The following is a 21832-nucleotide window of genomic DNA, read 5'->3' as shown; positions in this document are numbered from 1 at the left end:
CGCGGTGCACGACGCGTGGGCACCGTATGACACCTACACCGCGGTCAGCCACCAGTTGTGCTGCGCGCATCTGCTGCGCGAGCTCGCCGCCGCCGGCGGGCTGGCATCTGCTGCGGCATGGCCCGGCCAGGCGGCGGATGCGTTGCTGCGCCTCAAGACCGCGGCCGATGACGCCCGCGCCGGCGGCAGTGCGGGTATCGACCCGGACCTGCTCGCCGAACAGACCCGGCGGTTTCGTCAGGCCGCCCTCGTCGCGGTCAAGGACCACCGGCACGACACGTCGAAGGTCGGCCGGAAACTGCATGCCCTGGCCCGCCGTATGCGCGACCGCATCGAGGACTACCTGCGGTTCGCCACCGATCTGCGGTCCCCGTTCGACAACAACGCCGCCGAGCAGCAGATCCGGATGGTCAAAATCCGGCAGAAGGTATCCGGATGCTTACGCACCCTCGACGGAGCCCAGCAATTCGCGCTGATCCGCTCTTACCTCGCCACCGCCACCGCCCACGGCCACAACACCCTCCGGGCACTCACCGACCTCATCACCGGTCGGCCCTGGCTACCCGCCATCAACTGACCACCTGATCAGTCACTCCATTTCTTCGCGACGTCGTCGCTGAAGGGCAGCGCGGGCAGCCTCACGGGTCGTCTCCTCTCGCCCCGGGACCATTGGCCGCTCTCCACGGGAACGTCGGTGAGGCCCAGCATGCCCAGGACGTCGTTGGGCAGTTCGGCCTTGATGACGTCGCGAAGCTTGCCGTGCACCCGCGGGGCCGGCGGCCCGCCACCGCTGCCGGGCATCCGCGCCCAGTCGGTCACCGTTCTGACCCGCGAGCTCAGACTCGACTTGCTGAGAATGGATCTGATCACGGCACGCCAGCCGGCCGCGGGGTCGGGAAGTTGGTTCACGAAGGGCGCCACGTAGGTCAGGTCGAGGTCGCCGCCCCGTTCGTCCATCCGGAGCTTCAGAATCCCCACCACCTTGGACACGTACTCGTCGGACAGGGCGGGGCCCATGCCGGAGCCCGGGTTCTGGCTCATCGGTGCCGGAATCTCGACGTGCTCGACGATCTCGTAACGGGCGGGGATGTAGGTCCGGTTCCACACCTGCACGACAACGTTGCTCAGCCAGCGATGCATACTCGCGGGCGTCACGTCAGCGCTTACCTCGGTCTGTGTGTACCAGCCGGACCTGTCGTTGACCAGGATCTCGTCGTTCGAGGTCAGGGTGAGCTCGCCGCTGACCCGCCCGCCGATCTTGTCGAGGACATCGTCGTTCAACGCGGTCGTCTGTGCTGCCACCTCGTCGGTCGTGACCGCGATGCCGGCCTTCTCGATACCGATGAGCACACCACCGTCGGCGTCGACCGTGTACCGCAAGCGCACGTTTCGACGATTGTGGAAGAACTGTCGTGAGACGTCCTCCAATCGGTACCAGAGGTGATCGACCCGTGCCGGCGGCACGCGCTTGCCGTAGTCGCGGTCGAGTCGAAGCGGACTCAGTCCCGCGATCAACTCATCGAGATGCTTCGTCGTGACATGCTGTGCCTGCGGATCGAGCCGCGTCTGGACGAGCGGCAACAGGTCGACATCGGCCATGGGGATACTCGCAGGCGCCCAGCGCATGCCGCGCACCACGCTGACGAGCCGGGCCACAACGTCGTCGATCCGGGCCACGGAACCGCCGAAGCTCCGGCCGAGATCGGGGAAGCGTCGCCGGAGCTCCGCGACGTCCTCCTCGACACTCGACACGTCCTGCCCGGGGATCTGCGCGTCGGCTGTGTTGCCCGGCGGGAGATTCGACGACGATGCCGAGTTCTCCTGCGTCCAGAACACCGCGCCCGTCAGGTCGGTGCCGGGGCCTGGAAGCTCGGTGGTAAGGACGTTGCTGAGCTGTCGGTCTTTGCCGTCGTCAGGGTCCAGCGAGGTCACCGCAATTTGGATGTCGCCCTCCGGCTCCTGTTTCTGTGCCTGGAACCGCATCCAGCTGCCCAGCTCCGCATCGGCGAGCACCGGCCTGCCGTCCGCGGTGAACGCCTTCACCTTGGCAGCCACCACCCGACCGCCCAGCGTCGGAGCCAGGAACGCAACCCCACGCGGCGCCACAACCGAAACACCCCGCTCATGCAGCAGCCCCGCCACCTTCCCAGCCAGAGAAGCCAGCGCACCATCCGGCCTGGACCCCGCATCACACGAAATCAGCACCAACTGATCCGCACCGTGCAGAACATCCCCGAGATACTCGACGAACGACTCCGGATCAAGCACCTCCTCCCCGACCCGGAACCCGACCCGCGCCCCGTCCTGGACCGGATGCACATGAACCCCGACCGTGCCCTCCGGCAACGGCAACTGCTGCTTGGCCATGCTGACCTCAGCAGCAACACGTGCCCGCACCTGCTCCGGCGACTCACCGGGCAACGACGACGGCACCACCACCACACCCGGCGTCCGTGCCGGCACCGGCAGCATCGGGTCGGTCGGTGTCGACTTCGGCGGAGACGGCTCGGCATCGGCTTCATCCGGGCTGCCGGCCGACATGCTTGACGACGCGCGCGTCTGCTCCGGGCTGCTGGGGTCGAGATCCGCCGGTGGATCCGTGCGCGCCTCGAGTGCCGATGCGTTCACGCCGGGCGCGATCGGGACGACCGTGCCGAGGAACCGCGACCCAGGGGTCAGCGTCGGCAGTTCCTCGACCGTCAACTCCCGGTACAGATTGAAGCCTCCCTCTCGACGCCGAAGCCGCAGCCGGGATCTGATCAAGGTGAACGAGGTGTTGGCCGGGGACAGCACCTCGTCCTCAAGCATCCATTGGGAGAGGCCACGAATCGAACGTGCGCCCAGTCCCGGCCGGGGCGACAGCCGGAACACCGCGGGGAGGTGAGGTCCGTCCGCGTTGTCGGCATAGGACTGCGCATATTTGAAAGCAACAGACCAGCTACTGCTGTTGCTCTGCAGGCTCGGCCGGTAGAAGACGTCACCCGGCAGGGGGAAACGCCAGGCGACCTCCCGGCGCCGGACCGGACGATCCGAACCGTGAAACGCCTCATCCGCAAACCGCGGAAGATAGTCCAGCATCTCGGCCAGCAGGTCGGTCCGCAATGCGAGATTCGGCAGGTACGTGCGGATCGCCTTGCGGGCGGCGACGAGCATCGCGTCCCGGTCGGTGGGCCTTCGAGCCGGGCCTTCCTCGGGAGCGATGAACAGTTGCTGGATGTCCGGCTGCGCTGTCAGCGACGGCGGTAGCTCGGACCGTTGCAGGATCTGATCGGCCGCCCAATTGGCGAGGTTCTCGATCTGCTCGTCAACCGGGCGATGGCGTCCCCGCAGGTAGGACTTGATGAGCCGGTACTCGCTCGACGTGTACGCGAACACCGACAAGGTGTAGGCAGGATGGGACCACAACAGTGCCGCATTGCCCTCTGGGTCGATCGATGCGATCCAATCACGGATGGCTGTCCGGCGCTTCGCATCGAAGAACATGCCACGCTCGGTGACCTGTGGCCGCTCCAGGTAGCTGGCCACCCGATCGGCAAATGTCATGTCGGATCTGCCGTGCGTCGGCCCGGCGGCCCATTCCACCGCGTCACGAAAGGTCGTGGCGAACTCCAACCGGAATGACGTTTCTGGAGACAGCGGCCCGGATACCTGCACACCCCCGGTGATCTTGTTCACCCAGGTGCGGTAGGTGTCGATGTAGGCGTCCCAGTGGGGAGGCGTCAAATGCCCAACCGTAGTTTCATCGGCATTGGACGCCACGATCCACGTCAGATACGTATGCAGCGGCGGCGCTGAAGCCATCAACCGCTCCGAGAGCGGCACCCCCACCAGCAAGGCGACCTTCACCACCTCGGCCGTGCTCAACTCCCCCGTTCCCGCCGCCCACGCCAACACCAGATCCGTCGCCAGCACCGAAGCCGGCGTCGCCTGCCCACCCGGCGCGACCGACAACCCCGCCTCGCCAAGGATTCCCTCAGCCAGCGATGCCATCGCCTGCAACGCCTGCGCAACCTCCCTGACCCTCGCACCCGAACCGTCACCGACCAGAAAGCCGCGCCGATCCCGCGCATCCCGCCGCCACGACGCCAGCGTCGCAGACCCCGCATCGGACGGACCATCGAACCAGCCATGAAGACTGGACGGCAGATCGGCCTCGGGCAATCCGGCGAACCCCCGCCCCCGTCCACCGATCACCGCACCGATCAGCTCACCGGTCGACGCCTCCGTCCGGAACCGCTCAACCGACCGCGACCCACCCGTCGGCAGCATCAACGTGGCATCAGACATCCTGGCTACCCCGGCATCGAAGAACGCCAGCGCGACCCGGCGCATCCCCGACGACGCCAACAGACGGTCACCAACCTCATGCTCAAAACTCGACGCCTTACCCGGCCATCCCGAATCCCTGATCAACAACTGATACGGCACCGACTCCACCGGTGAGGAAACATCGACCTGACCGGCACCATGCACACCAGATGGCCCAGCGGCATCGTCGTGCGGGGTTACCGTCGAGCCGAATTGCACCGCCGATCCCGGTGCCGAGTTCTCCTGCGTCCAGAACACCGCGCCGGTCAGGTCGGTGCCGGGGCCTGGAAGTTCGGTGGTGAGGACGTTGCTGAGCTGTTGGTCGTTGTCGTCGTCCGGATCCAATGCGGTCACGGTGACCCGGGTAGGGCCGTCCGGATCCTGCTTCGCGGCCCGGAACCGCCTCCAACTGCCCGGCCCCGCATCGGTGAGCACCGGCCTGCCGTCGTCGGTGAAGGCCTTCGTCCTGGCGGCCACGACCCGCCCGCCGAGCGCCGGAGCCAGGAACGCGACCCCACGCGGCGCCACGACCGAGATGCCCCGATCACGCAGCTCCGCGGCCACCTTCCCGGCCAGGGAAATCGGCGCAGCCTGCGGCTTGGACCCGGCGTCACAGGAGATCAGGACCACCTGACGCTGACCGTCCAGGACGTCGCCGAGGTACTCGATGAACGACTGCGCGTCCAGCACCGTGTTGCCGACCCGGAACCCGTCGCCGACCGGGTGGACATGGATCCCAGCCGTGCCTTCCGGCAGCGGCAGCTGCGTCCTCGCCATTTCAAGCTCGGCGGTAGTACGTGCCTGCGCTTGCTCCGGCGTCTCACCAGGCATCACCGACGGCACCACGACCACACCACTCGGCGTCCGCACCGGCGCCGGCAGCTCGGCGTTCAAGCCGAACGCATCGATGACATTACCCAGCCACCGGGACTGGTCGGCGGCGGTGACAGTGGCGTCCTCGACCGGGGGCAGGTTGATCCGGAACTGACCGGCCCTGGCCGCCGCGTCGACGCCGGCGGCCTCGCCGATGACCTCGGAAACGTACCCGTCGCCGGGCAGACCCTCGTCCCGGACGAACCACGGAACCGGCTTGCCCTGAGTCGGTTGGGCCGGAGGCTGGGCATCGACCTCAACCCCATGCTCTAAATCGTCCCCATCGTCGGGCAGGATGAGGTCATCCGCCGGTGGGGTGGAGCGCGTTCCCCACCAGAGCATCTTCGTCAGGTCCGCATCCTGGGCGGGAGCCTCGCCGATCAGCACCCGCGCCAGCGGATGGCCAGCCGGCAGGGTGGCCTGGACGACCTCGACGGAAGCGGCCTGCGTGGTCGCGGGGACGGCGGTGGAACTGCTGGCAGTCGGGCTGATGCCGACCGAGAACAGTTTCCATGCGCCCCGCTGTGCACCGGCAAGGGTCATCCGCCCGTCGGTGGTGACGGCCGTAGCCACGCTGAGCAGGACCGGGCGGCCGTCCCCGGGCGAAAAGACCGTTCCGTCCGCCGCCAGCACCTCGGTGATGCCAAGTTTCGCCAGCTTGTCGGCCACCTCGGCAGCAACCGGCCGTCGTGCCGTGCCGTCCACCGATGTGGAGTCGCCCTGACCGGCCCCAGCACGGCACGAGGCAAGCACCACGCGCGTCCTGCCGGCGAGAGCCACCTTGGCCTTGGCGACGAGCCAGTCGGCGAACTCGGCCGGGCTCAGCAGCTCGTCACCGACCTCGAACCTGCCCTCCCTCTCGTGGACCTGCACGACAACCGTGTTCGTGCCCGGGTCTGCGGCCGACACCGCGGCCGACACCGCTTCCGCGAACTTGGCCTCCTCTTCCCACCGCTGCTGCTCCTGCTGGGATGTCTCCTCCGGCCGCTTGGCCCCCCGGATCACCACGGCCGACGACGCGTCTGCGGGCACGACGTATCGAACGACTGCTGTCTTGCCGGACAGGTCGGTCGAATGCAGAGTGACGGCTTGTCCGGTCTTCGAGGCGATGCGCCCGGCGATGCCGGCGGCGTCCACGCGGCGCACGAGTCCCTCGATGAGGTCCAGCTCGGACAGGAGCTGACCGGCTGTGGTGTCCGTGGCGTTCACGCCGATCCGGTCGAGGCGCCGGCGCATCTCGGCCACGTCCGGAACGTCGCCGGCGGTCAGGTCACTGTGCCAGTCGATGATGTCCTTCACGACGCCGCCGGTGAGCTTGCCCGCGGCCCGGTCGGTATGGACGCGTTTGCGGGCCGCGGCGAGGGCGGCCCGGTAGGACTCGTCGAGGGCGGCGGCGCGGATGCGGTCGAGGCGCTCGCGCATCTCGGTCACGCTCGGCACGTCGCCGACGGTCAGGTCACGGTGCCAGCGGTCGATGCTGGTGGCGATGTCGAGCATCGGCGGGATTTCGCCCGCCCGCGCTTGTCCGGGCAGCAGCGGCCCCGGTCGTCCGCGCCACGGTAGTGTGCCCCTGGCCCGTGCGCTGTCCACATGGTCCCGGACCGCGGTGAGGGCGGCGCGGTAGGACGTTTCCACCTGGTTGGCGACCAGGGCGCGGGTAACGAGCTCGTCGACTGCCTGCTCGACCGCCTCCGTGGCGTCGACCCCCATCTCGATCGCCGTGCCGAGCAGCCGGTACAGGTCGGTCTCGGGACCGGTCTCGTACCGCGCGACGCCGTCGTCGCCGATCCGCCACACCCGGCCGGTGGGGTCGATACGCTTGGTCACGGTCTCGCCGTCGAGACGGGTGAGGTGCAGGTCGACGGGGCGGTCGATGTCGTAGGCGATCTGCCGTGCGATGGTGACCGGGTCCTGGTAGAGCAGATCCTCGAGGACGGCCAGCTCGGACAGCCGTTGATCGGCCTCCAAGGCGTCCGGGTCCAGGTCCTCGGTCAGGGTGTTGGAGATCGCTTCGAGGCGTTCCTGCATCTCGCCCACGGTCAGTGGGTCATCGGGTCCCCAGGACGGATCGGCTTGAGCCGACGCCGACTTGAGGGCGGCCCGGTAGACCGTGCGCAACGCGTCCCGCTCGCTCGCGACCATCGTCAGCGGGCCGGTGCCGGTGGGGCTGCGTCTGATGTGGTCGACCACCCGGTTGGCCACTGTCCGCCCGGCGTCTTTGGCGGGCGGTTCGAGCAGAGCCGAGGCGCGGGCCTCGGCGGCTGCGACTGTCAGCAGCCCGTACAGGTTGAGGCCGGTGTCGTTGCCCATGGCTGTGGCATCGTCGCTGACCATCTGCACCCGGCCGGCGGAGTTGACCTGCCAGACGCTGTCCGTGCCGTCCAGCTCGGTGAGATGCAGCTCGACGGTGCGGCGCATGGCCACGGCGATCTGCCGGGCCGTGGTGACGGGGTCGTTGAGCAGCGCCGCCATGGCGAGCAAAGCGGGCGGAGGCTGAGCGGTCCGGAAGCGGTGGAGCCGCTGCTCCATCTCGGCCGCGTCCGGCACGCCGTCGCCCAGTGCGGTGTTCCAGTCGTCGACGTCGGCGCGGAGCCCGGCGTCCAGGGACAGCGCCGGGTCGCCGGCGGCCCACGTGACGACGGCCCGATAGACCGTCTCCACAGCGTGCGCCCGGTCCGCGAGCACTGTGACCGGCGCGGTTCCGGCGCTGGTGTGCTGAATCTGGCGAACCACCCAGTCGACTGCCCGCGAACCGGCCCGGCCGTCGTCGAACGCCTTGCCGAGCAGCTCGTTCAAGTTGGGTACGGGACCGAGTTCCTCCTCGGTCAACCATCTGCCAGGATCCTGGGACAACACGTCCAGGGTGATGGGATCGACCTGGGTGAAGTGAGCGGGCTCGTCGGCGCCGACCCGCCGCCACACCCGGCCGTCGGGGTCCAGAAGCCAGACGCTTTCCGTGCCGTCCAGTTCGGTGACGCGCAGCTCGACGACCCGGCCGGTCTCGTGGGCGATGATCCGGGTGGTGTGCATCGGGTCCAGCCCCAGGACCGGCACCACCGCGGGCAACGTGGGCCAGGGCTCGCCGGCTGTGATGGCAGCTCCGACGGCATTGTTGTAAAACGCGTATACATCGCTGATGCTTTGCTGCATGGCAGCCACGTCCGTGTCGTCCACGCGCCAGGACGCGACCTGGGCCTCGGTCGCGCCGAGCTCCGTTTCGGCCCATTCGAGGGTGGCCGCGTAGGCCCTGCGCAGTTCGTCATCGCGGTCGGCGTTGAGCACGAACGTCGACGTGGGCGTGTGCGGGGCCCGGCGCCGCCACGACGGCCAGCGTGTGCCGGCGTCCTTGCCCCGGGGCTTCTGCCGGACCTTGCCGAGAATCCGCGTGGCGACCTCACGGGCGGCCTGCGTGGCGTTGTGGCCTTCCGCGCCCACGTTCTCCAGCTGCTCGTAGAGGTTGAAGGCGGGCGCGTCGCCGGGCACCCGCGGCGCGGGCTGGAGGGCGGGCAACGCTGTGGCCCGGGCCTCGGCGAGTCTGCGCTGGAGCAGTTCCGCCTCGTCGGCGAAGAGCTGGACGAAGACGTCCCCGGTGATCGGCTCGCTGCTGTATTCGCTTTCGCGGGTCGGGAACGGCCACAGGATCGGCTCGTCCTTCCGTTTCGCCTCGAGCCTGAACACGCCGCGGAGGACCGCCAGGACGGTCGGCCCTTGCTGCTTGATGTGATTCTCCGGCCGGTTCGCGGAGTTGTAGCTGCTGCCGTCGGCCATCGGGGAGCCGAAACTGGTGCCGAGGGCCGGCGCGCTGATGTCCGGCATCGTCGGCGAGACGTCCGTTTCGGTGTGGCTGAAGCCCAGGCTGAGGTTCGCGCGCCACCGGTCGTTCCTGCCGCTGTTGACGGTGTTGGCCTGGTACTTGCTGTAGCGTCCGGTGCCGGTCGTGTTGTCGGGCCCGTCGATCGTGCCGAGGATCCGCAGGTCGGTGAGCGGCCCTGTGAGCCGGAACCCGGCACGGTTGCTGGAGTGGCCGGGCCGCCCCACCTGGCCCAGTTCGTATCCCTGGCCGGTGGTCGCCTCGGACAGGTGCCAGGTCAGCACGCCCCGCGACAATCTGACGTCCAGCGAGGCGTTCGGCCGGATGCCCGTGGCGCCGGTACGGTCCGGGAACAGGAACCGGGCCAGCGGGTTCCTGCGGTCGAACACCTGTTTGAGCAGGAGCTGCCCTTCGGGCACGGCGTTCACCGACGTCGCGGCGATGAACGCATCACCCGGCAGCTCCACCTTCACGAAATCGGGCGGCAGGTCCGGGCCGAACTTCTGGGCCATCTCGGCCAGCCCTTTCGACACCCCCAGCACAACGTCGGCCACGACCTTGCGCGGCAATGCCGGCCGGTACCCCTTCCACCACCGGTGCGCCGTCGTCAGGGCATTGTTCAGCGGCCGGTTGGGCATCCCGAGCCGCCGCGCGGCGAAGGTGAACTCAACCGTGCCGTTCAGCTCGTAGTGTCCCTTCCACGAGTAGAACGTGCGTTCCTCGGTCTCCTGCTCGGCGCGGGTGGTCGCCTTGTGATGACCGCTGCTCACCTCGACAGCGCCCGAGGCCGACATGCCGGGGTCGAAGCCGGTCCCGGCGGACGACTTCATGGCGACGGTGAAGTCCCTCGAAACGCTTGTCGTACCACCTTTGTAGTTATGTGTGTAGATCTCCTCCCCTCCGTTCGGACGGAAGTACGTGAACTCGGGTGGCGCCATGAACCGGGCCGCAAATTCGAGCTTGACGACGTCGGCCAGGAACCAGCCGACCTCGTTGGTCAGGTACAGCGACATGCCGCCGGGCTGCAGCATCGCGTCGAGGAGCTGGTGCATGCGGGTGCCCGCGAAGAGACTCTGCAGCATCTGGACGCCGCCCTGCAGCCGGCCCATGGCCCAGCGGCCGTCGACCCACCGCCGCCACCACACCGTCGGGCCTGCGCCGCTCCACGTGCCGGGTTCCTTGGACAGCAGACCGGGCGCCTCGTCTTCGATCAGCCCACGGACGATGGTGAGGAACGAGTCGCCGTTCGTGTCCCGCGGGGTGATCTCCTGGGTCGTGAGGTGTCCCAGTTGCGGCGCGGCCTGCGTCAGGTAGGGCGGAAGATACTTGTCGTGGTGCGGGCTCTTCCGGTTGCTGAGGTCGATGCCGAATGCCGTGCGGAAGTTCTCCAGCGCCTCGGCGCTGAGGCGGAGCACGACGTCGTCCGTTTCGTCGTCCGAGGTCCGCTGGTGCAGCTGCGTCGCCCAGTGCTGGATCTGCATGAGGCGGACGGCCTCGTCCAGCCCTCCGCTGTCCTCGACCCCGGCCTTGGGTTGCGGCACCTCGGGCTGCGACTCCGTGTGCCACCGCGTCAGCACCCCGGCCACGACATCACCCGGCAACACCAGCTGCCCGGTGCTCCAGCGCAGCATCGCGTCGGACAGATACTCGTCGCCGAGCGGCACCATTCCCCGGCCGTAGGCCGCCAAAGCGTCCGGCTCGGTCAGCAGATACCCCACGTCACCCTCGACGACCTGCTGCGGCGGCACGTCGAACGAGCTGGGCAACAGCTTGGAATAGTGCTCGAGCGCGCCCGCCAGTGTGTAGGTGACGCGCGCCTGCAACGCCACGACCCGGCCGAAGCTGAGGTTGATGTTCTCCGACCCGCCGGTGATCTTCTGCGATTCCCCTTGGCCATGGCCCCACCCGAGCTTGCCGGAGACCCCCGGGGCCATGGTCAGATCGCCGGGCGGGAGAACGTTGTCAAATCCGGCCGGTAGCTCAACCGCCCACGAGGTCCCCTTGCTCTTGGACACGACCACCTCGGACAGACCCAGCTCGATCACTCCGTGCGCGAACCCACTCCCGGCATCGGTCACGCCGACGTATTCCGACGGGCCTACCTCGACGTTCACGTTGAGCAGCCCGTGCAGGTCCTTGAGAATCCCGGGGCTGACCGTGCTCTCGAGGGTGTATCCGCCCTGCTGCTGGAGGATCGCCTCCTTCAAGTGAGCCAGGACCATGGCGTGACTGGCGAACGTGGTCACTGCCCTGTCGGCGGGCTTGCCCGGGCCCGTCAGGACCTTGCCGAGGAGTCTCCGGGCCGCCTCCGTGAGGCCGGCGGTCGTGGCGTAGGCGAAGACCGCCCGGTAGAACGCTTGTGGCGGGGTGGGCTTCGGCTGCTTGGCCAGGGTCGTCTTTCCGGTGTTGAGGTGCGGCAGCAGATGCACCGTGGACGTGACGCCGACCGGAGTCGACGTCCACGAATCCGGTTGCGTGCCCTGGAGCTCGGCGAAATCGAGCCGGACGGAGACTTCGCCGGGCAGCTCGAACTTTCCCACGGGACCGGAATACTCCAGCAGCTCCGGCCGGTTCAGGACGAAGGTGACCCGTTCCGAGAAGCCCTTGGCCCGCGAGATCGACACTGCGAAGTTGACGGATTCCAGGACGTCCTTGAGCTCCTGCGGCAGATGCTCACTCGCCGAGAAGAGGACCTTGAAACCGCCGCTGACCTTCTCACCGCCGTCGTCGTGCAGGCTCACGATGTCAAGGCCCATCGTGAGGTTCACGGTGTGGAACTCACCGGTGGTCTCCACCGCGTAGATCGAGTCGCCGCGGGAGTCCACCTCGTCGGTCAGCTCCGTCTTGTGGAAGACCGTCACCCGGACCTGGCGCGGCTCGCCGACCCCGTCCCGCAGCATGAGCCAGAACGGCAGGCCGTCCTGCTGCAGTTGATTGTAGTGAGCATCGAACGAGTCGCCGGAGAGGAACTTCTGCACGACCTTCAGGTTTTCGATCCGGCTGTTCACCAGCGCCGTGTTCGGCAGCTGGCCCGACGACGAGGTCTGGACGGAGAACGGGCTGGTCAGGTCCGGCGGAAGGAAACCGGCCTGCTGCAACCGCCCCACCACCCGGTTCCGGACGTCCTTGAGCGGCGTGCGGTCCATCATGGGCAGACTCAGCCCGGGGCCACCGTGAAGGACGTGCCTGGGCAACGGCCCCACGGGAGCGCCCGGGCGCACACCCTTGCGCCGCATCGCCTTCGGGTCATACGGCACCTTGCCGTCGTCGGGGTCGGGGGCGTGGCCGGGCAGGAGCGCGTCCTTGTCGACCGGGAACCCGTACTCGAACGCGTGCGGCTCGGGCAGCCGCAGCAGCACCTCGCCAGGGACCGGATCGGTCTTGTACAGCTTGTCCGGCCGGGCGCGCACCGCCACGTACGCAGTGTGCTTGACCTTGAGCTCCGTACCCGTCGTGTCCCCGACGTACCTCGTCACCACGACGTTCAGGCCGACCTTGGTGTTGCCCAGCCCGCTCGTCCGGTTCCACTCCGTACCGGCGAAGCCTGCGCCGAGGATCATGCCGTCGTAGCCTTGGGCCGGCGGCTTCGGCGTGGTGACACCCACCTCTGCCGACAGTCCGGTCACCTGTGTCAGGGCGTGTCCGTCGCTCTGGCCCGCGATCTCGGTCCGGACCATCTCGATGTGCGCCTTGTCGCTGGTCTCGCCGACCCTTTCACCGACTTCACCCCGTTCGCTGTGCACCGTCACCACGGCGACCTCGTCGCCGTTGTGGTGCAACGTGAAGGTGTAGCCGCCGTTCAGGAACCCGGCCCCCTCCTGGCCGTTGACCGCCTCGTCGAAGCGTGCTTCCAGGTTCCACAGCAGCGCCGCGAGTTCCTCACGCACGCCACCACCGATCGACACGTCGACCTTGGCTTTCCTGAGCACGTCCAGGATGTTGTCGTAGACCTTCTCCAGTCGCGTGAAGTACGACGCGTAGAAGTGTTCCGGGATCCGATTCTCGTTGCCGTCCAGCAGGTTCTTGGCCGTCACCTGCTCCGGCACCGTACCCAGATGATGGTCCTGCACCCACAGCAACAGCGGCTGCGCACCGTCGGCACCGTCCTGCGGTTCCAGCAGCTCGATGTTCTCGTCGTCCCAGCGCTGCCCCGCGTCGGTGCGCAGCTTCACCTGCCAACCCGGATCCGTATACGCGAACAGCGTCGAAGTCTCCCGGGTGTCCAGGACACGCGCCTTCTCCGCGTCCCCGACCCATCCCATGCTGCGGTTCGACTGATTCGCAACACCGCTCACTCCCGGGTTGACCCGAACAGCCGGGAGCCCGCCGGTGGCTAGCTGGAACAGGAAGCCGAGCCCGAGACTCACGTTGGTGGTTGTCGTCCGGCCCTCCCAGTTCTGGGAATAGGCGCCGACCTGGAACGAGCCCTGCACCGACTCGTTCGCGTGGAACGCACCGTCCTCCGGCTTCTTCCGCCCGGCCAGTTCGTCCACCGGCCGCTGCTGCTCACGCGGCACGATCGAGTCATACGACGCACCCACGTTCCCTGCGTCCGACACCTGCACCGCATTGCGCGGGTCCAGGCGCACCAGGAACTCCACCCCACCCAGCGTCACCGGTAGTCCAGCGCTCACCACCTGCCGGTAATTGGTGAGCAGCTTCTTCTCCAACGCCAGCCACTCCGACTGCTGCACGACTTCGCCCAACTCGGCCAGCCGGATGCGCATGCTCCGCACCACACCCGCGACCGGCAACCCTGCCCGCGGAACCGCAAGACTCAACGCCGCCCGCTGCGGCTCCGTGCGCCGCGGCCGCTTCGGCGCCGACCCCGAACCCGAACCGGTCACCGAAGCGGGCGCCTCGCTCTTCGCATCACTGCCCCGGGTCTCGATCCCCGCGACCTCGTTGCCGGCCTTCATCCGCGCCGCCAGCATGACCGCCTCGAACGGTGCGTCGACTCCGGGCACACCCAGCCTGATCCGCCCCACCGCCCCGGCGGTGGCCTGGGTGCCGACAGCACTGACCGACCCGCGCGGGACCACGAACACGTCGTCACCGACCTGGCCCGCCCGCCACTCGCCCACGTGATACCAACCCGGCTTGTCGGCCGGCTTCAGGCCGTAGGGCGTACGCGGCTCGGAAGGCTCGCCGGCCTGGAAGGCGTACCACGTGGCCAGCGGCGCGAACGTCACCGAACCCTGATCGTCCAGCGGCGTCCACTGCTGCGACACCGGCGGCCGGCCCTCCACCGACCCGGCGGCAATGGTGAGCACAGCAGTGCTCCGGTCCTTGAACAACCGCTGCGCCAGCTCGGCAAACGCCTCCGGCGGCTGTCGCGTCGGCCCCGACAGACGGACCTCCGCATCCGGCGCCTCCTCCAGCAGCGTGTCCAACACCTGGACCAGTTGCGCCTCCGGCACGGACGCGTCCACGACGATCGACAAGCGCTTCGAACCCGAGGGGAACCGCGTCGACTCCGTCAACTGCTCTGGCGGCAGGGAACCGTTATGGACCAGCACCACACCCGGCAGGCCGACCTCGCTGCCGTCCGTCACCATCACCCCGTCGACCGACGCACCGGCCAGTTGCTCGGGCGCGAACCCGGACGGCATGATGACACGCGCCCGATCCCCCGGCGGCAGCCCACGCACGACACGGCCCACCCAGTCCCGCACCGCCTGCGGAACCTCGACGCCGGGGCCGGCCTCCACCACGAGCACCGCGTCCGGACGCGGAAGCGGCACCCCCGTCTGGACCACGCCCGGCGGGACGACCCGGACGATCCCCTGCTCATACACGGCCTGCCAGCCCTCTGCCAGGCCGTATGTCGGCTCAGCAACAAGACCGAGGTCGGTACGTTGAAGTCCGAACGGGGTCACCGATGGCAGCGGCACCGACGAAACCGCGTACTCCACCGCGAGCGAAGCGAACGTCACCTCACCGGTGACGTCGAGCGGCACCACCCGGCTGTCCATCGTCTGCGGCGCCTCGATCACCTGATTCCGCGTCACAGCCAACACACCCAGCTGCGGCACCCCGGCGAACAATCCTTCACTCACCTGGAGCAGCCGCGCCACGTCGACCTTGGTCCCGCCCGCGAAACGCACGACGATGCCGCCCGACGTGCCCGGCACCGTCGCCAGGAACTTCGCGACCCCCGCCAACCGGGCCGCATCCGCCGTGGCCAGATCCGCCACCGAAGGATCGATCATTACCGTCAGCACGGAATCCAGTGGCCGCGCAAACGCACGCGCCTCCGCCGACGGCTCCACACCGGCCCGATGCAAGATCACCGCACCCGACGCACGGCTCAGCACAAAACCATGAGGCAGCCCTTCAGCCAACGTATCCAGTGCGACGTCCACCACGGGCTTCGCCTGTATGGGAGCCGTGTCGTTTTCGACCCATCGAACCATCGTGTTCAGGTCCGTGCCGTCGGGCGGGAGTTCGCCGACCAGGATGTGCGACAGCGTGCGCGACAGCGGGACGAACGGGTTGAGGGATGACTCCTTGACGGCCTTGGCAGTGACGTTCTGCGTCGTCCCAGGAACGGTGGCGCTGGCGCCGGTCGTCTGGTTGCGGACCGCGAGTTCCTTCCACCTGCCCGCCTGCGCGCCGGCGAGGACCGGCTGTCCGGTGGTGGTGTCGAAGCCGGAGGTGAAGCTGTACAGCAGACCGCTCGGGCTTGCGTAGACGTCCGCGTCCGACGCCACCACCTTGACATCGACACCACGGTTGTACAGCTCAGCGGTCAACCGTGCGGCAGGCGACCCGGACGCCGGACCGTCCGCCGGCGTGGCGTCCCCCTGAACCGTTCCGGCGCGGCACGAGGCAAGCACCACACGCTGCTTACCCTCGACAAGCTTCTCCTTCACGAGCCAGTCGGCGAACTCGGCCGGGTCCAGCGGCTTGTCGCCGACCGCGAACCCGTCACCCGTCCTGTGGACGTGCAGGAAAACGGTTCCCTCAACAACCGGCACCGCCCGCGCGACCTGGACCTCCGACTCCCACCGTTTCTGCGCCTGCTCGGGCGTCTCACCCTCCCGCGTCGACGGGATGAGCACGCTGGACCCGAACTTGGTCCTCCGCCAGCCCTTGGCGAGATCTTGGTCGAAACTCGGCACGGGAAAGAACACCGGCCCGGCTGTGGCGAACCCGGCCGTTGCCACGCTGCCGGATGCCGTGTCGCCGGACGGGCCGAGGCCCGAGTCCGGCTGAGCGACACCCGTACCGTCCACCGGCGACGTGTCCGAACCGGACCGCGGTGGCGGGCCCTGATCGTCCAGGGTCGGTGAGTCGGACTCCAGCGAGCCGGCATCCGGCGATGCGTCGGGCGAGGACACGGTTGCCGGCGACTCGGTCGAGGTGACCTGGTCGGCGACCTCGGACGGGACCTGGCCGGACGGGGGTGCCGGCGACTCGGTCGAGGACGGCTGCGATTGCTCGCCCCCCAGCGACGTCGACGTGCTCGATGCACTACCGGTGGTGGCCGAATTGACCGTGCTCTGCACCGGCTCGGACGCGCCTTGACCGGACACGCCTTGACCGGGCATGGATGCCGGGTTGGGACCGCCATCGGGGACGGTGGCCACTGCGTGGCCCGGGTTGGGGCCGCCCTGCCCGGATTGCCCGGACGTCGACGGCGCCTCGCCGCTCGGCACCGGCGTCACGTCCGACGTGCCCAGTTTCGCCGGGTCCACCACCGACGGCGCCGGATCCGACGGCCAGTCGGACTCGTCCGACTCGTTCGAGAACAACGAGTCATTGTCCGAGTCGTACTCGCTGGCCGTGTCGTCGTCGCTGTCCGTGTCCCCGAGCAGCCAGGCCGTCTCGTCGCCGGTCGGCGGTGGACTGCCCGAGCCGACGTATGCACCGGTGGTCGGATCCAGCCGCAGCGACTGCCGGACCCGTTCCCGGAACTCCGGGTACGACATGCCCAGCGACTTGCCGATCTTGTGCCCCGACTGTTCCGCGATCCCCGATACGAGCCCGGAGGTGAGTGCGAACCCGCTCGCGTCCCAGCCCTCACCCTTCAAGACGCCGTAGAGGCCCTCGGTGACGTACTCGAGGAGGGCTTCGTTGGTGATATCGACCATGTCCTCGACCCGTTTGGCGGTGCGCTCGCCCACCCCGTGCTTGGTGAGCAACTCGACGAACGGCGTGCGGGGCCCGCCGCCGGCCCTCGGCGTCGGGATCGGCTCCGGTGTGTCGATCACCGAACCGGCGCGGTTTCGCCCGAACAGGTTGGAAGGAGGCCGTTTGAGCAGCCCCTTCACGACGGCGTCGCCGACGGCGCCGCCGACGAAGGAGAGCGCGCCGCTTAGCGCACCGACCTCCACCGACTGCCTCGTCGCATCCCAGTCCCACTCGTCGGGTCGGCGGGTGTGCAGGATGTCGATCTGGATCCGCTGGGCGAGAAAGTCCATCGCGGCCTGGAAAGCGATGCCCATGACCATGTTGGTCGTCGCGGCCAGGATCAACCGGCCGATGATGGTGCGGACGAAGAACCGGACGATCGCGGACCGTGCCGCGAACCACGCCATGAACGCCGGGTTGATGAACGCCATCGCGGCCGCGACGGCAAGCTCGATCATCAGCTCGACGATGGTCAGGATGATGATCAGCTTGACATACTGGACCTGCAGCGCGGTCTTGCGAGCGGCCTCCCCCGCCTTGTTCAACTCCTCCGCCGCCACGTAGAGGTAGCGGGGCTCCTCGCTGACGAACTTCGCCATCGAGGAGGCGAATGCCCGCTCACCCGCGCCGCTGAAGTTCTGCCGGACGCCGTTGACCGCCGCCACCACGACCGGGGCGAGTTCGTCGGTGAGCCCGGTAGCGGCGTCATGGTACGCCTGGGCCACGGCGAAGAGCCGGTCCTCGTTGAGGCCCGGCACCTCCTCGCCGGTGATGACCTTGAGAAAGTCGGCGACCTCGCGTGACGGCTGGATTGCTACCGGACTCACCCTTTCCGACGGCGGGTGTTACGTGTGGACGATCAGCGAGCTCGCGTGCTCGGCCTGCTCCTGGTTCTCCGCCTCGACCTGCTCCAGCAGCTCGATCAGGGCGCGGGTACGCTCCTGATCGCCGCCGACCGCGGGGGGCAGCAGTTCGAAGACCTGACCCACGAACTTCTTGGTCTGTTCGTGCTCGGGCAGGTACTGCGCGGTCACCTCGTCGTCGGTCCAGTCCGCGAGCGGCTCGTTCGACGCCAGCGCCGTGTTCAGCGTGTTGCCGATGCGGGTCGCGATCGTCGCCGCCTGGCCGAGTTCGGGGACCTTGGCCCGCATGTCTGTGGTGCTCGCCGCGATCACGTCGTCAGGCATGGCGGCCCCTCCTGCGGCCCGGACTGCTCGCCGGGCAACGGGGCGGTCGCCGCCTGGAGGGCCTCGGCGATCATGCCGTCGAGGTCGAGGTCGCCGTCGAGCAGCGCCCCCAGGTTGGTCCCCGAGGGCATCAACGGCGTGAAGAGCGACACCGCCGTCTGTGACGCCGCCTGCCGTGCCTCCCGGATCGTCTCGACCAGCAGCTCACCCAGCTCGGCCGGCGCCATCGACCGGTGCGCGCCGGTCGGGAACGTGATCGCCGTGATCTCACCGCGGCCGTCGACCGTGACGGTCACCGCCCGGTTGCGGGAGGTGCTGCTCGTTGTCGTCTCGGAGAGCTCGCGCTGGACGGCGTCCAGCGCGTCCTGGGTGGCCCGGAGCTGGGCCATTGCGTGCTCCACCTGGTTGTGCAGCGGAATCGTCATGTGTCGTTCAACCTCCTCCTGGGTCAGCCGCCGCCACGGCGGGTGGTGCGGGTCGTGCCCGGCCGGGACGTCGTCGGGCCGTACGGCGCGGTGGGCACCCGCGGGGCGACGGTGCCGGTGTCGGTGTCGTCGCGGCCGACCACGGCCGGCATGCAGTCCGGGTCGGTGCCCCAGACCTCTTCGTCCTCGGCCAGCCAGGTCGTGCGCTCGCGCTCCTTCGACTGGCCGCCCTGGCCCATGCCACCCATGCCGCCCATCGGTGGGATGAACGGCATGCCGCCCATGCCGTTGCCGGAGCCGGCGACGCCGCCGGCCGATGGCATCTCGATGAGCTGGCCGATCGAACCACCGCTGCCCGAGCCCGGCGCTGGCGCACCGCCCAGCATGCCGACGTCCTGTCCGTCGATCGCGGTCGGCGTCAGCGAGGACAGCAGCGCCGAGTCGTCGTCGGAGCCCGCATACCCGGCCCCGGATCCGCCGCCCGTGAGCAAGGCGCCGCCGGAGCGTCCAGGAATCGGGGAGACCGGGATCGATCCGAGCGGCGGGAACAGCGGTGACACGCCCTCGCCGTCCCCGAAGTCCGGCAGACCCGATCCACTGCCAAAGTCCGGCAGACCCGATCCGCCCACGCCCCCGATGCCGGAACCACCGGGACCGCCGAGGTCCAGGCCACCGGCACCAGCGCCGCCGCCCCCGCCGGCACCACCGAGATCCAGGCCACCGGCACCAGCGCCGCCGCCCCCGCCGGCACCACCGAGGTCCAGTTCGCCACCACCGCCGCCGGAACCACCGGCGCCGCCGTTCTCGCCGCCGGAACCGGTCTCCGGCGGGTCCATCGAGTCGAGGTGCAGTGTTGTCAGCCCCCCGGTCAGCTCGATCGTGGAGGTGTTGAAGCTGGTGTCCAGCGCGGTGGTGGCGCCGGGCATCTTGCTGTCGAGGTGGTGTTGCAGCGACGCGCGCCAGACGTCCTTGGCGAGGGTGTCGAGCGTGGCCCAGCCGGCGGGAGAGTTGATGTCCACCGTCTTCGGCGGCTGGCCCTCGATCGTGACCGTGATGTTCCATTCCGCCGTCAGGGGGGCGGTGGAGTCCGCGTCCACCGCGGCTTTGGCTTTGACGTCGTTCAGAATGGCCTGGATGATCTGGTCCGGCCGCTCGTAAGGCATCGCCCGGCCCGATTCGTAGCTCTTCGCCGCGTTTCGCAGATCCTCGGTGAACTGCACGATCGCGGCGGAGTTGTCGGCGAGCAGGGCGGACCAGGTCTTGCCCCCGCGCTGTTTCATGTCGGCCGCGAGGCTGTCCATCGACACGCGGATGTTGCGCAGGACGACCGTGAACGCCTCCGCTGCCGATCCCTTGAACCCCGACGTCTCGGTGTCGATCTCGCCGATCAGCTCCTGCACCAGACGCGAGGTATTGGTGAGGTACTCCTCGGCACGCAGGAACGCCCCGTGGGCCGCATCGAACGTCAACTTGTCGAGCTGGACGATCGGCCAGGCGTAGATCGCGTTCCAGCTGCTGGTCCAGTACGTCTTGTGGTCCTCGCCGGCGCCGTTGAAGAAGTAGTTCGCGACCCCTCTGGTGACCCGGTAGCTGGTGATGACGGGGCCGCCTTTGGACCCGACCGCCGTTCTGTAGCGCCAGAAGCGGGCCACGTTGGGGTCGTCCGGGCGGGCCGCCGGGTTGCCGTCTTCATATTGCACGCCACCGTGCGTCAGCCAGCTCTTCTCCGTCACCTTGTTCCGGTCGATGTTCGTGGCGCCCAGAATCTTCGTGAGGACGACGTCCCAGTTCGTCTCGGCCATCAGCGGTCACCTCCGCGCACGCCGGCCGTCATTGCTTGGCGGGTGGGACGACGGGCGGGGTGGGTGTGGCCGGTGGGGTGAACAGGCCGGTGTCCAGCCACTCGACGATCGACGACGGCTCCTGCGTGTTCAGTGCCTCGACCTCGTCGGTCACTTCCAGCATCCGGTCCAGGTTCGTCCACTGGTTGAGCAGGCTCGTCCGGAGCGAGCTCAGGTGCGTGTGGACGGCCGTGCCGGCGCTGGACACCGCGGATTCCAGGGCCGTTCCCTGGGCGTACCCGTCCGCCCCGGCGGCGACGGTCAAGCTGTTGAGGTACGGCGGGCCGGAACCGTTCAGCACCCTGCCCAGTTCCGTCTCGAAGGTGGAGAGATTGTTGGCGACCTTCTTGATGAAGTCGTCATTGATGACAATCTTTTCGGGCGGTGCCACGGCGGCCTCCTCGTGCTCGCGGTTGGCGGGGCAGCGAGCCGGCCGCGGCCGTTGCCCGGAGACGTCGCCGCGGCCGGCGCTGCCCTTTGCTGCGGATCAGGAACGAGTTCCGGTCAGACCGGACCGGTCAGACCATGCCGTTGAACATGGCCGCGGACCGGTTGTCGGCGAGCTTGTAACTGCCCTGGATCTGGATCAGTTGGGTCCTGGCGGTGTCCAGCGCACCCTGCATCCGCACCATCGCGCCGTCCCACTTCGCCTGCGCGGCGGAGAAGCCGACGATGGACTCGCCGTGGTTCGAGTTCTGGAAGTTCTGCACGGCGGTCCCCAGGGCGTCCAGCGACGACCTCAGCTGGTTCTGGATGATCTGCAGTTCGTCGGCCGTGTCGAGCAGACCGTTCGGGTTGACTGAGTAGTCGGCCATGGTGTCGTCCTCTTTCCTGGACTCAGGTGTTCTCGGCTCAGGTCCACGAGGCCGACACGGCGGCCTGCTGAGCCACGATGTTGACCGACGTCAGAGCGTCGTCCTCGGCAGTGTCGTTCGTCCTCGCGTGCTGGCCCATCGCGGTCTGCAACTCGAGCAGAGCGGCACGGACCTGGTCGAGGTTCTGGGCCCAGACGGCCAGCGCGTTGCGGTACGCACCGGACGCCTGACCGCCCCACTGTGTGTTCAGCGCCGCCTCGCAGCTCTCCATCGCGGTGCGGGCCTGCCGCTGCTGGGCGACGGTCTGTTCGAACTGCTGGATGAGTGCCGTGGTGGCATCGGTCGTCGATACGATCTGGCCTGGCATGGTCATGGTTCCTCCGCTGTCCTTTCCTTGTGGATCGTCATCGCCAGCCGCGGTCGGCCGGGTCGGCCC

General features: G+C 68.6%; 8 protein-coding genes. 1 reads left to right on the top strand and 7 read right to left on the bottom strand.

Features of this window, described 5'->3' with window-relative positions:
• Nucleotides 1-577: transposase (locus AB0H83_RS41950; RefSeq protein WP_360106019.1), on the top strand; the 577-nt coding region annotated here is incomplete at its 5' end.
• A gap of 8 nt (nucleotides 578-585) precedes the next feature.
• Here the strand turns inward: AB0H83_RS41950 and AB0H83_RS41945 are convergent.
• From AB0H83_RS41945 to AB0H83_RS41915, 7 genes are all read right to left on the bottom strand, one after another.
• Entirely contained in the window at nucleotides 586-17955 is a 17370-nt protein-coding gene (locus tag AB0H83_RS41945) for a hypothetical protein (protein ID WP_360106017.1), read from the bottom strand.
• Nucleotides 17956-17973: 18 nt separating this feature from the next.
• Nucleotides 17974-18315: a hypothetical protein gene (locus AB0H83_RS41940; RefSeq protein WP_360106014.1), complete on the bottom strand. Its 342-nt coding sequence runs from the start codon at nucleotides 18313-18315 to the stop codon at nucleotides 17974-17976.
• Entirely contained in the window at nucleotides 18300-18740 is a 441-nt protein-coding gene (locus AB0H83_RS41935; RefSeq protein ID WP_360106012.1) for a YbaB/EbfC family nucleoid-associated protein, read from the bottom strand. Before AB0H83_RS41935 ends, AB0H83_RS41940 begins: the two co-directional genes overlap by 16 nt.
• Before the next feature lie 23 nt (nucleotides 18741-18763).
• The gene (locus AB0H83_RS41930) at nucleotides 18764-20542 is read right to left on the bottom strand and encodes a hypothetical protein (protein WP_360106009.1); all 1779 of its coding nucleotides are present in this window, start codon (nucleotides 20540-20542) and stop codon (nucleotides 18764-18766) included.
• Between the two features lie 28 nt (nucleotides 20543-20570).
• Complete coding sequence (locus AB0H83_RS41925; protein ID WP_360106006.1) at nucleotides 20571-20972, bottom strand: hypothetical protein; 402 nt, start codon at nucleotides 20970-20972, stop codon at nucleotides 20571-20573.
• Nucleotides 20973-21099: 127 nt separating this feature from the next.
• Nucleotides 21100-21396: a WXG100 family type VII secretion target gene (locus AB0H83_RS41920; protein ID WP_360106003.1), complete on the bottom strand. Its 297-nt coding sequence runs from the start codon at nucleotides 21394-21396 to the stop codon at nucleotides 21100-21102.
• A gap of 37 nt (nucleotides 21397-21433) precedes the next feature.
• Complete coding sequence (locus AB0H83_RS41915; RefSeq protein WP_360106000.1) at nucleotides 21434-21769, bottom strand: WXG100 family type VII secretion target; 336 nt, start codon at nucleotides 21767-21769, stop codon at nucleotides 21434-21436.
• Nucleotides 21770-21832 lie beyond the last annotated feature (63 nt).

The organism is Dactylosporangium sp. NPDC050688 (assembly GCF_040654515.1).
Lineage (GTDB): Bacteria > Actinomycetota > Actinomycetes > Mycobacteriales > Micromonosporaceae > Dactylosporangium.
Note: the sequence above shows the minus strand (reverse complement) of the source record. Positions and strands in the feature narration are given on the sequence as shown.